Origin of the sequence: Tumebacillus algifaecis, from assembly GCF_002243515.1 — a bacterium.
GTDB classification, from domain to species: Bacteria; Bacillota; Bacilli; order Tumebacillales; family Tumebacillaceae; genus Tumebacillus_A; species Tumebacillus_A algifaecis.
Genome location: NZ_CP022657.1, coordinates 560,649 through 577,159 on the forward strand (window position 1 = coordinate 560,649; position 16,511 = coordinate 577,159).

At 57.6% G+C, this 16,511-nt stretch carries 1 protein-coding gene; it reads left to right on the forward strand.

Features of this window, described 5'->3' with window-relative positions; genetic code table 11:
• Positions 1-49: 49 nt before the first annotated feature.
• Positions 50-16,462 (forward strand): non-ribosomal peptide synthetase, encoded by a 16,413-nt coding sequence (locus CIG75_RS02685; protein WP_094235253.1) that lies wholly within the window; start codon positions 50-52, stop codon positions 16,460-16,462.
• The last annotated feature ends 49 nt before the right edge of the window (positions 16,463-16,511 follow it).

Below are 16,511 nucleotides of genomic sequence, written 5' to 3' on the forward strand. Positions count from 1 at the left end.
TATATTTCGGCTTTATATAACTTTGATTAGAAATGCAGTGGGGGGATACATGATGACACAGAATCAACGCTTGGCGATCAGTCACGGTCGCGAGTATGCAGTTGCTGATGGTTTTCCAAGCACGCTGGTTGAAGCGGTGCAACAGAGTGCTGCCCTGACGCCGAACAAAGGGGTCTTTCATATCAAAGCGGACGGTTCCGAATCGTTCCAATCCTATGCTGACTTGCTCCAGGAAGCGGAGCAAGTCTTAGCTGGGTTGCGTGCGCACGGGGGGCAAGCCGGGGACAAGGTCATGATCGAATTGAACGATTCGCGTGCTTTCCTCGCCGTTTTCTGGGGTTGCTTGCTCGGCGGTATGGTGGCCGTGCCGTTGCACGTGCCGGCCGCTTTTACTCCTGACGCCGAAGATTTTCGCAAGACGAAAAACGTCTGGGAACTGCTCGATCGGCCACTTCTGGTCGTCGAAAGCCATTTAGCTGACAAATACGACAAACTGAAGGAAACGGACGTTTTTGCCGAACTCCGCACGGTCACGGCAGACGATCTGCTCGCAAATGAGGCCGATCGCGCGCACTACCAGCCGAAGCAAAGCGACCTTGCCTTCATCCAGTTCTCTTCCGGCAGTACCGGCACGCCAAAAGGTGTGCAACTGACGCATGAGAACTTGGTGTGCAATGTCTGGCAGATCGCGGAAGGCACGGGGATCGACGAGCGCGACACCTACGTCAGTTGGATGCCCTATTTCCATGACATGGGCTTGATCGGCCTGCATTTGGTGCCTTTGTTCATTCGGATCAACCAGTGCAAAATGTCGCCGGAAACGTTCATTCGCAAGCCGGATTTGCTGTTGAAAAAAATCACCGAACACGGCGGCACCGTCACGGGCAGCCCGAACTTTGGTCTGGAGTGGATGACTTCGAAGATCAAAGACCGGGATCTCAAGGAGATCGACCTGTCTTCGTTGCGCATCCTTTACAACGGTGCAGAACCGATCTCGATCACGACGGCTGAGCAGTTCATGCAGCGCTTTGCGCCATGCGGCTTCCGTCGTCAAGCGATGTACTATGTCTACGGCATGGCGGAAGGATGCGTAGGTGTCACCATCCCGCCCAAGCACAGCGACCCGCTGGTGCACGAAGTCGATCAGGAGACGTTTACGACGTCTGGCATCGTGCAGGCGGTGGAATCGGAGGACGCTAAACGCTTGCTGATCGCCGACGAAGGTTATCCGGTCGTCGGGATGAGCCTGCGCATCGTCGATGATGCCGACCAAGTGCTGCCCGAGGGCCATGTCGGTCACATTCAGATGAAGGGACCGAACGTCACCCAAGGGTACTACAAGCTCCCAGAGGTCAACGCAACGTTGTTTGCTGACGGGTACTTGCGCACAGGTGACCTCGGGTTTATTAAGGACGGTCGTCTGACCATCACAGGCCGGAACAAGGACATCATTTTCATCAACGGTCAAAATTTCTACGCCCATGACATTGAAAGCCTCGTGACGCGCCGCACCGATGCCGAACTGGGCGGTGCGATCGCTTGCGGTTTGACCGATCCGGCGACCGGGCGTGAACAAGTCCTTATCTTCGTCAAATTTAAGCGAAAATTGCAAGATTTTCTCGCGCTCCACCAAGCGATCAAAACGACGATCAACAGCGAACTCGGCTTTGAGATCCATGCGGCGATCCCAGTTCCAGCCGTGCCGAAGACGACCAGCGGCAAATTGGCGCGCTTCAAAATGCGCGAACAATATCAGCAGGGTGCTTTCGACAGCCTATTGCAAGAGATCGACCAACTGCTCGCTCTGCAAGCGGAAACGCGCATCGACATCGTTCTGCCGCAGACCGAGACGGAGCGCAATTTGCATGACATCTGGGCGCGTCTCTTAAATCGTCCCGCGGAGCAGATCAGCATCCACGATCACTTTATGGAGCTGGGCGGCAACTCGCTTTCGGCGATCCAACTGCTACGCGAACTTGAATCGTGGTTTGGCTATGAAGGTTTCGACTTGACTCAACTTTTCGAGTACCAGACCATCGCACAGTTGGCCGCTTATATCGAGCATTTGAAAACGGAAATCGGTGGGCGCTTCGAAGTTGCCGCCACCAGCACACGCGACCGACTCCTAGTGACACCGCTGACCGAGCAGGACGACTACGATCTGGCCCGCGCACAAAATGGTCTCTGGTTCGATCAGCAAATGAATCCGGCCCAGACGGTCTACAATGAGCATTTCGCGTTCCACATGCATGGCGACGTGAACTTGGCTGCGCTCGAACAGGCCCTGCACACCGTCACGGCGCGCCATCAAGCACTGCGTACCGTCTTCATCGAACAAGACGGTGTGCCCAAGCAAGTTGTGCTTGCAGACAGCGCAGTCTTGCTACCCGTATACGACTTGAGCTCTTTGGCTCCGGAAGCACAGCAGGCGCAGTTGGCACACGCTGTTGACGAGGAGGTGTGCAAGCCGTTTGATCTGCAGAACGGACCGTTGGTTCGCTATCAACTGCACAAGTTGGGGGCGACCGACTATCATTTCCACATCGTCGGCCATCATATCGTCCTCGACGGAATGAGTTTCAGCGTGCTCTTCCAAGAAGTGTCCGCTCTTTACAGTGCGAGTGTCGAGGGCAAGACGGCAGATCTGCCGCAACTTCCCGTGCAGTTTGTCGATTTTGCCGCTTGGCAAAACCGCATTTTGCAAGAGGCGAAGGGCGCAGAGCTGGAAGCGTATTGGCTGAACCGTCTGGTCAAACCGTTGCCGTCTGTCGATCTGCCGAGCGATCATCTGCGCCCTGAGGTGCAGCACTATCGCGGCGCAGTCGCCCATTTCCCGTTCAGCGCAGAACGGATCGATCAACTGCGCGCGCTGTGCAAGCAGCACAAAGTTTCGCTGAACATGCTGATGCTGGCGGCGTACTTCACGTTCCTGCACCGTCTGACGCAGGAAGAGGACATCATCATCGGGGCGCCGCTCAGCGGCCGCACCACACCGGAAGTGGAAAACCTGATCGGCAACTTTGTCAATGTGATGCCGATCCGCGTCTCGTTTGCTGGTATCAACAGCTTTAGCGACCTGTTGCAACAGGTGAAAACTCGCGTGCTCGAAGCGCTGAACTATCAGGGCTATCCGTTTGACCTACTGGTCGAGAAACTCAACCCGAACCGAGAGCTCGGTCGTCCGATCCTGTTCTCGTCCGTTTTCAATATGCAGCCGGTGCCAAGCGTCAAACTGTCCAATCTGAAAGTCGAGTATGCGGAGATGACGAAGCACACCAGTCTCGTCGATCAGGCGTGGCTTTTGAAGGAGTACGACGAACGGCTGGTCCTGACCATCGAGTACAACACCGATCTGTTCAAGCGCGAGTCGGTGGAGCGCTTCGCGGCTCAGTATGCTCAAGTGGTAGCAACGGTGGCCGACAATCTACAGGCTGAGATTCAAGCCTTCGATCTGCTCACCGACGCTGACCTCGCCGTCTACCAAGCGAGCAATGATACGTTTGTGGACTACGACATGGAGCGGACGGTGCTCGAATCGTTCGTTCAAGTGGCGGAAGCGGAGCCGGAACGCGTCGCGGTGATCGACGGTGAGCGGACGATGACGTACGGCGAACTGCACGAACGTTCGAACCGACTGGCCCACTACCTGCGCGAACAAGGGGTGAGCCGAAACCAGCTCGTTGGCGTTCTGATGGAGCGCAGCGCGGAAGTGTATGTCGGGATCTACGCGATTCTCAAGGCTGGAGCAGCCTATGTACCGATCGATCCGGACTATCCGGAATGGCGCATCGAGTACATGCTGGCCGACTCGTCCGCCTCGGTGGTGCTGATCAAGGAACAGTGCCTGAGTATCTTGAACGGTCTCAAGGAACGTGGAAGTCTGGCGAGCATCGTCGTTTTGGATCGCGAAGAGGCGATCTTTGATGCGGTGGCTGGCCAAATCGTCCGCACTTGGAGCGACATCGCCGCCTACAGTGAGCAGATGCCAGCATGGATCAACGACCCGAGCGATCTGGCGTACATGATCTACACCTCCGGGTCCACCGGAAATCCGAAAGGTGTCAAAGTGGCACACCGCTCGCTTTTGAACAGCCTGTATTACACCGGGTCGATGCTTGGGTTCGGGAAGTCGGACGTCATCGCGCAGAAGACCTCGATCTGTTTTGACCCATCGATCTACGAGATCATCCTGCCGCAGTTCTGCGGTGCAAGCGCGGTGATCATTCCGAACGAAGTGGCCAAAGATCCGTATCGACTGCACCAGAGCTTCCAAGCGCATCGGGTCTCGTTCAGCATCCTCGTGCCGTCCTTGTTGACCGAATTCGTCTATGCGCTCGAAGCGATGGAGGAGCATGAACGCGCCCTGCCGCACCTGCGCTGGGTCATGCCGGGCGGTGAAGCGCTGCCCGTTCGCACGGTCAACCGCTGGTTCGAACTGCTGGGTGCGGACGCTTCGAAGATCGCTCATGAATACGGCCCGACCGAAGCGACGATCGGCGTAATCACGTCCGTTTTTGAAGGCAAGCAGGAGCGCATCGTGCTCGGCAAGCCGATCGCAAACGTCCAGATCTACATCCTCGACGAGACAGGACGCATCTGTCCCGTCGGCGTTGCAGGCGAACTGGTCATCGGCGGCATTCAAGTCGCAGAAGGCTACCACAACCTGCCGGAGAAAACGGCAGAAGTCTTCATTCCAAACCATCTGCCGGGCACGCCGGGCGACCGTCTCTACCGCTCTGGCGACTTGGCGCGCTTGCTTGCAGACGGCACGATCGAATACCTGGGCCGGATCGACAATCAGGTCAAGGTGCGCGGTTTCCGCATCGAGCTCGGTGAAGTCGAAGAGGCGCTCGGCCTGCATGAACAGGTGGGCGAGGCGGCAGTCATCGCCATTGCGAGCGCAAGCGGAGACAAGCAACTGGCCGCTTACTTCACATCGCGCCATGATGAACTGACCGCCAGCGACTTGCGCAACCATCTGCAGAAAAAACTGCCTGCCTATATGGTTCCGTCCTATTTTGTGCGCATGGACAAGATGCCGTTGTCGCCAAACGGCAAGATCGACCGCAAGAGCTTGCCGAGCGTAAGCGATGTCGATCGTCTGGAACTGCTCGACGACTACATCGCACCGCAAACGGCGACCGAAATCTGGACGGCCAACCTGTGGGCGGAAATCTTGCAGATCGACCGCGTCGGGCTGACGCACAACTTCTTCGATCTGGGCGGGCACTCGCTGATGGTCACCCGCATCGTCTCGCGCATCAAGAAGCAATATGGCTTGCAAGTTGTCGTGCGCGACCTGTTCGATCACCCGACCTTGCGCGAATTTGCGGCCCATCTCGATCAACTGCTCACAGGAAGTGCGGTCGCTTCGATGCAGGAGATCGTAGCGATCGGCAAGCAAGAGGCGTACGAGCTTTCGAACGAACAAAAGCGACTCTGGTTCCTGTACAAGCTCGAGCCGGAGAGCACGTTCTACAACATGTCCGGCACGATGATCTTCAAAGGGCCGATGGACATCGCCGCTTTCGAAGCGGCGTTGCAAAAGACGGTGGAGCGACACGCGATCTTGCGCACCCGCTTTATCGAGCGAGATGGCATTCCGCTACAGGTTGTGCAGGACGATGTGTCGGTCACACTGCCCTTCTATGATCTGACCGAGCTCGAGGAAACACAGCGTCTGGAGCAACTCGAAGCGATGATCGGGGCAGATCGTCAGCACGCCTTCGATCTTGCGCAAGCGCCGCTGTTGCGCACGATGATGATCAAGGTAGGCGAGCAGGAACACCATTTCTATCTGAACATGCACCACATTACGTCTGACGGTTGGAGTACCGGAATTTTTGCCAAAGAGATTTCCGATCTGTACTATGCGCTCTCGCATGGGAAGGATGCGGAACTCGCACCGCTCGACATTCAATATGTCGATTATGCCGCTTGGCAGAATGACCAATTGCAGTCCGGCCAATTTGATGAGCAGGAGCACTACTGGCTGAACACGCTCAGCAAGCCGTTGCCGGTGCTCAACCTGCCGACCGACTTCACGCGTCCGGAACGCCAATCGCTGCGTGGTAGCGAGTCCCGTTGGCAGATCGACAAGGCGCTGTATGCGCAGGTCACAGAACTTGCGAACAAGCTCGATGCGACCCCGTTCATGGTGCTGTTGTCGTCGTACGTCCTGATGCTGCACCGTCTGTCTGGTGATCAGGACATCATCGTGGGCACCCCGGTGGCGGGTCGGACCAGCGATACGCTCGAATCGCTGATCGGCTGTTTCTTGAACACGTTGTCGATCCGTACCAAATTTGATGGCGTGGCGACGTTCCGCGATTTGCTCAGCCAGATCAAGGAGCGCACGCTGGAAGCGTATGAGCATCAAGCGTATCCGTTCGACCTGCTCGTGGAAAAAGTCAATCCGGAACGCGACATGAGCCGTTCGGCGATCTTCTCGACCATGTTCGTCCTGCAAAACATGCCGTTCGAACTGCACTTCTCCGACCTTGAAGTGTCATTGGAAGAGGAAAAGCGCAGCACCAGCAAGTTCGATCTGACCGTCTATGCGATGGAGAACCAAGCTGGGCTTGAGCTCACCTTCGTCTACGGCACCGATCTGTTCAAGCTGGAAACGATCGAGTCGATGGCAGAGCAGTTCCAGAACATCCTCGCTGAAGTGAGTGTGAACGTTGACAGCAACCTCTATGCGGTCAATCTGCACACGGTCAAACAGCGCGCGATGTTGCGCGAATTGAACATTTTGCCAAGTGAAGAGGAGCGGGTGACCACTTCGGCGCTCGTCGAAGTTCCGTTCATTCACCGCGTCTTCGAATTGCAAGCGGAACAGACCCCCGATCTGACTGCGATCTCGCATCACGAACGTCAGGTGACGTACCGCGAACTGAACGAGCGGGCGAACCAACTGGCCCACTATCTCCGTGACAAGGGCATCGGTCGCGGGCAGCGCGTGGCGATCATGGTGAACCGCAGTGTCGCCATGCTCGAATCGATCCTCGGGATTCTCAAATCAGGTGCCGCCTTCGTGCCGCTCGACCCGAACTATCCACTCGAGCGTCTGGAGATGATCCTCTCCGAAGTGGAACCGACGTGGATCATCAGCCAAGCGTCCTATGCGCCCAAGCTGTCCGATCTATTGACGGCGGTGGGTGCGGCCGATTCCCAGCATCTGCTCTTCGTCGATCGTCCGGTCGCGGGGGAGTGGACGGCACACGCCTTTGCGGAAATTGAAAGTTTTGCGACCCGCAATCCTGAGCTGATCAGCGATCCGGATGACAATAACTACATCTATTACACGTCTGGTTCAACGGGACGACCAAAAGGGGTCATGGGTCGCCACCGCAGTCTCGTGCAATTTGTCCGTTGGGAGATCGAGACGTTTGCCATCGGAGCTGGTGATCGCGTCAGTCAGTTTGCGGCGCTGACCTTCGACCCGGCTCTGCGCGACATTTTCGTACCGCTGTGCTCGGGAGGCACCGTCTGCCTGCCAGATCAAGAGACGATTCTCGACCGCGAAGATATGGTGAAGTGGCTGATGAATCAGGACATCTCCGTCATTCACTGCGTGCCGAGCTTGTTCCGCCAGATTCTCGCGGAGGCGCAACATCTCGATCCTGCGCGCCGCGCCGAGCTTTTCCCGCACCTGCGCTACATTTTCCTCGGCGGTGAGGCGCTTGAGGTCAAATATGTAAAGCAATGGCGAGACATCTTTGGCGAGCGCATCCAACTTGTCAACTTCTACGGCCCGACCGAGACGACGATGGTCAAGCTGTTCAATGTCGTAAACGAACTGCCGACAGAAGGCAAAGTGATCCCGATCGGCAAAGGGATCGAGGCGGCGACCGCACTGCTGCTCAATCAAGAGCAAGCGCTGTGCGCAGTCGGTGAGATCGGTGAAATCTACATCCGTACCCCGTACCTGTCGCTCGGATACTTTAAGAACCCGGAATTGACGGCAGAAGTGTTTGTCAAAAATCCGCTCGATCCGCTCGACCCGGTACTCGTCTATCGCACGGGCGACCTTGGCCGCTACTTGGCGGACGGAAGGGTCCAATATGTTGGCCGTAAGGACTTCCAGATCAAGGTGCGCGGTTTCCGCGTCGAACTGAGCGAGATCGAAGCGGCGCTCAGCACGTTCCAAGGCATGCAGGAAGTGGCGGTCGTAGCGCGTGAAAACGCGGACGGTGACCACCAAGTCATCGCTTGCTTCACGGGGGATGACAACCTGAGTCTCGACGAGATTCAGACCTACCTGAAGCGCAAACTGCCGGAGTATATGGTTCCGTCTCAGATCAACTGGCTTGAGAAAATGCCGTTGAATCCGAACGGAAAGATCGACCGCAAAGCGTTGCGTGAAACGAGTGTCGCAAGCAAGCAACTGGTGAGCCAAGCCTATGTCGCCCCGGTCACCGCGACCGAGCAACAGCTGGCCGCGATCTGGTCTACCGTTTTGGGCGTCGAGCAGATCGGTCGCGCCGACAACTTCTTTGGCATCGGGGGCCACTCGCTCCTCGCGATGCAGGTGCTCGCCCGCATCAAAGAAGCGACGCACGCTAATGTCAAACTGAAGGATCTCTTCGCCTACCCGACCGTGCAGGAACTGGCCGCTTGCATCGACAGCCTGCTTTCTGCGGGTGAGACCGAAGCGGAAGCGACGATCCGACCGCTTCCGGCACAAGCGTCCTATGAACTCTCGCGCGTGCAGCAACGCACCTGGTTCCTGTATCGACTGGAGCCGGAAAACGTGGCCTACAGCATTCCGCAGAGCGTCACAATGAAGGGCGCAGTCAACCGCCAAGCGTTCGAACAAGCGCTGCAACTGATGATCGAGCGCCACGCGACCCTGCGCACCGTCTTCGTCGAGCACGAAGATCTGGCGAGACAGGTGATCCGCGACACGATCGACTTCGCGCTCCCCTTCTTCGACCTGCGGGAGCTGGAAGATTCGGAGCGTACTCACAAGTTGGAAGCCGCAATGTCTGAAGATGCGTTAACACCGTTCGATCTGACGCAAGGTCCGCTTCTGCGCGCGATGCTGTTCCAAGTGGCAGATGAGGAGTATCGTTTCTACCTGAACATGCACCACATCATCTCGGACGGTTGGAGTATGGGCGTCTTCGTCCGCGAGTTCGCTGAGTTCTACGCGGCGCTCTCGACCGGACAGAACATCGAGAAAGAAGCATTGCCGATCCAATATGTCAGCTATGCCGCGTGGCAGAACGAGCAGTTGGAATCGGGAGCTTTGGACAGCGAGGAGCAATACTGGCTGCAAACGCTGGCCAAGCCGTTGCCCGTGCTGGAACTGCCGCTCGATTCGGAGCGTCCCGCTTTGCAGACCTATGAAGGTCGTTCGCTGCGCTGGCAGCTCGATGCTGACCTGCTCAAGCGCACCCATGCGCTTGCCGAGCGTGAAGACACCAGTTTGTTCATGGTGCTGTTGGCCGCTTACAACTTGTTGTTGCACCGTCTCACAGGTGACGATGACATCATCGTCGGCACACCGATTGCGGGACGCACCAATTCCACGCTCGAATCGTTGATCGGCTACTTTGTCAACACGCTGGCGATCCGCACTCGATTCGAGGGGATGAGCAACTTCCACGAGCTGTTGCAACAAGTCAAGCAGCGCAGCCTCGAAGCGTTTGAGCACCAGTCCTATCCGTTCGACCTGCTGACCGAAAAGATCAACCCGGAGCGCGACCGGAGCCGCTCGCCGATCTTCTCGGCGATGTTCACCCTGCACAACGCGCCGCTCGACTTGCAGTTCCCGGGCCTCGACGTTGCGATCGATGAATTCGAACGCGGCACCAGCAAGTTCGACATGGAACTGGTCGTGGTAGAACATGAGCACGGTCTCGACCTGACCTATGAATACAACACCGGACTGTTGCGCGAAGAAACGGTGCGCAACTGGGCCGAGCAATATGAGATGGTGCTGAAGGCGGTCCTCGATGACGCCGAACAACATCTGTACAACATCAACATCATGACGGAGCGCGACCACCAAATTTTGGCGGGCGTGAACAACACAGACGTTGACTTCGACCTCAATCAACTTTTGCATGAAGCGTTTGTTAAGCAGGCGGAGGCTGATCCAGATCGCATCGCCCTGATCGACGGCGATCGGACGCTTACCTACCGCGAGATGAATGAACGCTCGAACCGATTGGCGCACTTCCTGCGCGCACAAGGTGTTCAGCGCAACCAACTGGTCGGCATCCAGATGGAGCGCAGTATCGAACTGCTCGTCGGGATGTATGGGATTCTCAAGGCGGGTGGCGCTTACGTGCCGATCGACCCGGAATATCCAGCGCAGCGCGTTCAGTACATGATGACCAACTCGGGAGCAGACGTCCTGCTCACCAAACAGGAGTACACGGAGCAGATCAAGGAGATCGCAGAAGGCATCGATCTAAAATGCGTCCTGTACATGGATGTCGAAGGTGACATCGAGCCGGTGCGCGAGGGAGTTCCGACGCACAGTTGGAGCGCACTCGATACCTATCCTGCGCACCTGCCAGAAAAGGTGAACGAGCCGAGCGACATCGCCTATACGATCTACACGTCCGGCTCGACAGGCAAACCGAAAGGCGTCGTGATCCGCCACAGCGCGATCATCAACCGCCTGCACTGGCACCAATCGGTGTTCGAGGCGACGCCGGAAGACTGCATGATTCAGCGGACGACGCACTGCTTCGACGACTCGATCATCGAGCTGTTCTGGCCGCTGCGCCACGGCGCAAAACTGCTGATTTTGCAACGCAACGTCTACGCAACGCCAGAACTGCTCGTCGAGCAGATGCTCGAGTACGACGTCACGTACATGCAGTTCGTCCCAGCTCTGTTCAGCATCTTTGTCGCCTATCTGCAGAGCTTGCCGGAAGCGGAGCGTCCGCAGTTGAAACTGCGCAACTTCATCGTCTCCGGGGAAGCGTTGCCGACCAAGCTCGTCAACCAGTGGTTTGAGATGTATCCGAATGGATCGCGCATCGGCAACCTCTATGGCCCGACCGAAGCGGCGGTCGATGTCACGGCCTTCTTGATCGAAGGCCCGATCGCCTACGTCCATATCGGTGGACCGATTTCCAATACGCAATGCTATGTCGTGGACCGTCACGGCAATCTCTGCCCGACGGGCGTGAAAGGCGAACTGCTCGTCGGCGGTGTTCAGCTTGCAGAAGGCTATCACAACCAGCCGGAAAAAACGGCAGAGGCGTTCATTCCCAATCACCTGCCAGGCACGCCTGGCGACCGACTCTACCGGACGGGCGACTTGGCGCGCATTCTGGCGGACGGCACGATCGATTACCTCGGCCGCATCGACAACCAAGTCAAAGTGCGCGGGTTCCGAATCGAGCTCGGTGAGATCGAGGAAGTATTCTCGCAACATCCGGATGTGGAGATGGCGATCGTCGTCGTGAAAAAGGCGGCAGACGGCAACAACATGCTGTTCGGCTTCTACACGTCACAATGTGACGATCTGGAACAATTTGAGCTCAAAGAGTTCATCGGACAGCAACTGACCGAGTACATGGTGCCGACGCGCATCGTCCGACTCCCAGAAATGCCGCTGACACCAAACGGCAAGGTCGATCGCAAAGCGCTAGAGCAATTGGCGGCGAGCGATGACTTTGAAGAGGCGCGCGAGTTTGTCGAGCCGTCCACAGCGCTTGAGCGGACGTTAGCCGACATTTGGGCATCGGTGCTCAACCGCGAGGCGGTCAGCGCGACCGACAACTTCTTTGACCTCGGTGGCCATTCGCTCTTGGCGATTCAAGTGCTCAACCGCATTCGCAAAGAACTGGCGACCAGCATGGAGCTCAAGGACCTGTTTGCCTACACGACCGTTCAAGACCTCGCCGCGCACATCGACCGACAGCTCGCGGCCGGTCAGACCACTGCGCACACCGAGATTGCCAAAGCACCGGAGCAGGAGCACTACCGCCTGTCCCATGCGCAAAACCGCCTGTGGTTCCTGTACAAATTGAACCCGACGAGCACCGTCTACAACATGCCGATGCACGCCAAGCTCAGTGGGCCGCTCGATCTCGCAGCGTTTGAACAAGCGTTGCAGATCCTGATTGAGCGTCACGACTCACTGCGCACCGTGTTCCGCGAAGTGGACGGCTTGCCGCGCCAAGTTGTACTGCCGACGAGCGATTTCCGCCTCGTCTACGAAGACCTGAGTGATCGTGCCGCGGCCGAGCAGCAAGCGTTCGTGCAAGCGAGCATCGACGAGAGCGGTGCGCTGCCATTCAATCTTGGCACCGGGCCATTGATGCGCGTCATGCTCTTCAAGCTCGGAGCGCAAGAGGCACAGTTGTACTTCAACATGCACCATATCATCTTTGACGGTTGGAGCAGCGGCGTCTTCCTGCGCGAATTCTCCGATCTCTATCGCACCCTGCACGCAGGAGCGCAACCGTCCCTCGCGCCGCTTTCGATCCAGTATACGGACTATGCGGAATGGCAAGCGGAGGGGATGGAAACCGAACGATTCCGCGAGAGTGAGAGCTACTGGCTGGAACAGCTCGCCAAACCGTTGCCGACGCTCGATCTGCCGACCGACTTCCCGCGTCCGGACGTGATGACGCACAGCGGGAACGCGGTGTGGACGCGGGTGCCGAAGGAGTTGACCGAACAGCTTCGCGCCTTGACCAAGCAAGAGGACGTTTCTTCCTTCATGCTGATGCTGTCCGCCTATACGATGCTCTTGCACAACTTGACGCACCAAGACGACCTCATCGTCGGTACGCCGATCGCCGGACGCACAGTCGAGTCGCTGGAGCCTTTGATCGGATTCTTCGTCAACACGCTCGCCATCCGCGTCCGTTTCGACGAGGTCGGTACGCTCAAAGACCTGCTGGGGCAAGTCAAGCAGCAAAGCCTCGATGCTTACCAGCACGAGTCGTACCCGTTCGATCTGCTCATTGAAAAATTGAACCCAGAGCGCGACACGAGCCGTTCCCCCGTCTTCTCGACCATGTTTGTCTACAACAAAGAAGGGGACGGAGCGCAAGACATCGCAGGTGGCGAAGGTCTGCACTTGCAGGCGCTGACCGATGCCAGCGAGCACACGGTCAGTAAATTTGACCTCACCGTCTCGATGAACGAAGGCGACGAGGACATCCAAGTGCGCTTCGAGTACAATACCGACCTGTTCCGCGAATCGACGATCCAGCACTTTGCGGCAAGCCTCGTGCAGACTTTGCAAGCGTTCGCGACCGCTCTCAACGACCCGATCGGCTCACTCGACCTGTTGAGCGAGATAGATCGCGCCGTCTATGCGAAGCTGAACGACACGGCGCTGCAGGCACCGACCGACCGCACGATCCACGAGCTGTTCTATGAAGTGGTGGCACGTCAGCCGGAACGGATCGCACTCAGCGATGACCGCGTACAGCTTACCTACCGTGAACTGAACGAGCGCTCGAACCAAGTCGCTCATCTCCTGCGCGGCCTGGGGGTGAAGGCGAACGATAACGTCGCCATCCTGATGGAGCGCGGCATCGAACCGATCATCGCCATGCTCGGCGTGCTCAAGGCGGGCGGTGCGTTCGTGCCGATCGATCCGGATTACCCGGAAGAGCGCAAAGGCTACATGCTTCAAGACAGCGCGGCGCAACTGATCCTGACCCAGCGCAGCCTTGGCGAGCAGATGTCTACGGGCGATGTGCAGACTCTGTTCATCGAAGAGATCCCAGCGGACACTTCGACTTCCGACCTTGCGAGCATCAACACGGCACAGGATCTCGCCTACATCATCTTCACGTCCGGCTCGACCGGGTTGCCCAAAGGGACGATGTTGCGTCACGTCGGCGTGCCGAACTTGGCACAGTGGAAGCATGAGCATTTCGATTACAACGAGCGAGACACCGTGCTGCAATTTGCATCGCTCAGCTTCGACGCATCGGTTGCAGAGATCTTCCCGGCCCTGCTCAACGGGGCTCGCCTGCACGTAGCTTCGAGCGGCGCGCGTCAGTCGTACGAAGAATTTGCGAACATGATCGCGACAGTCGGCGTGACGATCGCCGAACTGCCGACCGTCTTCTTCAAACTGCTCAGCACCTATCTGACCGACGAGCATGTCGGAAAACTGAAATCGTTGCAGACGATCTTCGTCGCTGGGGAAGCGTTGCAAGGAGAAGTCGTCCGCGCGTGGCATCGCCGATTTGGCACCGACATCACGATCATCAACGCCTACGGGCCGACCGAAGCGACCGTCTCCGCAACGGCGAACGCTATCGTCGGAGCATTGCCGTCCGATCAAGCCAACATCTCGATCGGACGACCGATGTCCAACGTGCAGATTTACATCGTGGATCGCAACCTGAAGCTCTGCCCGGTCAACGTCGTCGGGGAAATCTGCATCCAAAGCGTCGGGTTGGCAAAAGGCTACCTGAATCAGCCGGAGAAAACGGCGGAAGTGTTCGTCCCGAATCCGTTCAGCGACGAACCGGGGGCCCTGCTCTACAAAACGGGCGATCTGGCGCGCCTCTTGCCGAACGGCACGATCGAGTTTGTCGGACGCAACGACGCACAGGTCAAAATCCGGGGGTACCGGATCGAAATCGGCGAGATCGAAGACGTGCTGATCAAGTATCCGTCGATCGAAGTGGCGGCCGTTCTGCCGAAAAAAGACTCGGACGGCAACCAGATTCTCGTCGCGTACTACACGACGACCACAGCAACTGCCGAGATGGGAGACGTCAAATCCTTCCTCGCCGAAAAATTGCCTAACTACATGCTGCCGTCTGCGTACCACAATCTGGACAGCATGCCGCTCTCACCAAACGGCAAAGTGGATCGCAAGGCACTGGCCAAATTGGCCGAGCAAGCGGCGCACGCGGAGCAAACCTACGAAGCGCCGGCGACCTCGCTTGAAGAGACGATCGTCACGATCTGGGCAAGCGTCTTGCAAGTGGAACCGCAAAGCATCGGCATCCATGACAACTTCTTTGACATCGGTGGCCACTCGTTGTTGCTGGCCAAGGTGCATACCGAGTTGAAGCAGATCGGCATCGACATCCCGCTGACCGACCTGTTCAAATTCCCGACGGTCAAGATGCTGGCAGATGCGCTGGCCGCATCGCAACCCGAGGAGAAAAAGAAACCGACACCAGGCCGCAGAGCCAAGGTGCAGACGGACGAAGCGGAAGGGGTGGCGATCATCGGCATGGCGCTGCGCTTCCCGGATGCGAAGAACCCTTACGAATATTGGGAGAACCTGCGCACAGGTCACGAGTCGCTGCGTGAATTCCCGATCGAGGAGCTCGAACCGACGCCGTTCACGATGGACCCGGAAATTCGCGAACAATTGGTGCGCGTCGCAGGTCTGCTCGATAACATCGACATGTTCCAGCCCGACTTCTTCCAGATCACGGAGAAGGAAGCGACGCTGATGGACCCGCAGCACCGTTTGTTCCTCGAATGTGCGTGGGAAGCGATCGAGAACGCAGGTTACAACGTCGATACGATCGACCAGCCGGTTAGCGTTTACGGCGGTGCGGGCAGCAACATGTACATCCCGCCGAATATCTCCGTCGAATCGTTCTCGCGCGCCGATCTGTTCCAAGCGAGCTTGGCTTCGCAGCCGAAGTTCATGACCACCCGCGTCTCGTACAAGCTCAACCTCAAAGGGGAGAGCATGTACCTCGACACGGCCTGCTCGACATCGCTCGTCGCCGTGCACATGGCTTGTCAGTCCCTGTTGCAGGGACAGTCCGACTATGCGCTGGCAGGTGGGGTTTCGATCCAGATGCCGCAGAAGAAAGGCTACATCTACGAGCCTGGATTCATCAGTTCGCCAGACGGTCGTTGCCGCGCCTTTGACAAAGACGCCAACGGAACGGCGGTCGGCAGTGGTGTAGGCGTCGTCTTCCTGAAGCGCCTCTCCGACGCTGTTCGAGACGGCGACCCGATCTATGCGGTGCTCAAAGGGTCGGCGATCAACAACGATGGCAACCTGAAGATCGGCTACACCGCGCCAAGCCAGCAAGGTCAGACCGAAGTGGTCATGAAGGCGCTGGAAAATGCCGGACTGTCGCCAGATGACATTTCCTACATCGAGGCGCACGGCACTGGCACCAACCTCGGCGACCCGATCGAAGTCGCCGCGCTGACCGAAGCGTTCCGAGCAGGTACTGAACGCAAGCAATACTGCGGTCTGGGCTCGGTCAAGACCAACATGGGTCATCTCGACGCCGCAGCAGGCGTGGCCGGACTGATCAAAGTCGCACTCGCGCTGAAGAACCGCGAACTGCCGCCGAGCTTGCATTTCCATGAACCGAACCCGGCGATCGACTTTGATAACAGCCCGTTTTACGTCAACACCAAACTGAAAAAATGGACTTCAGAAAATGGAAAATTGCGCGCAGGCGTCAGTTCCTTTGGGATCGGCGGCACGAATGCGCACGTCATCCTCGAAGAAGCTCCGACTGACGAAGAATAAACGATTGATTATCGCCGCATCCGAGCGTGCTCGCGTTAGGATGCGGCTT

Bases quoted from the DNA above. Each gene is read 5' to 3' on its own strand.
- CIG75_RS02685 (WP_094235253.1), top strand. From the start codon at position 50: ATGATGACACAGAATCAACGCTTGGCGATCAGTCACGGTCGCGAGTAT.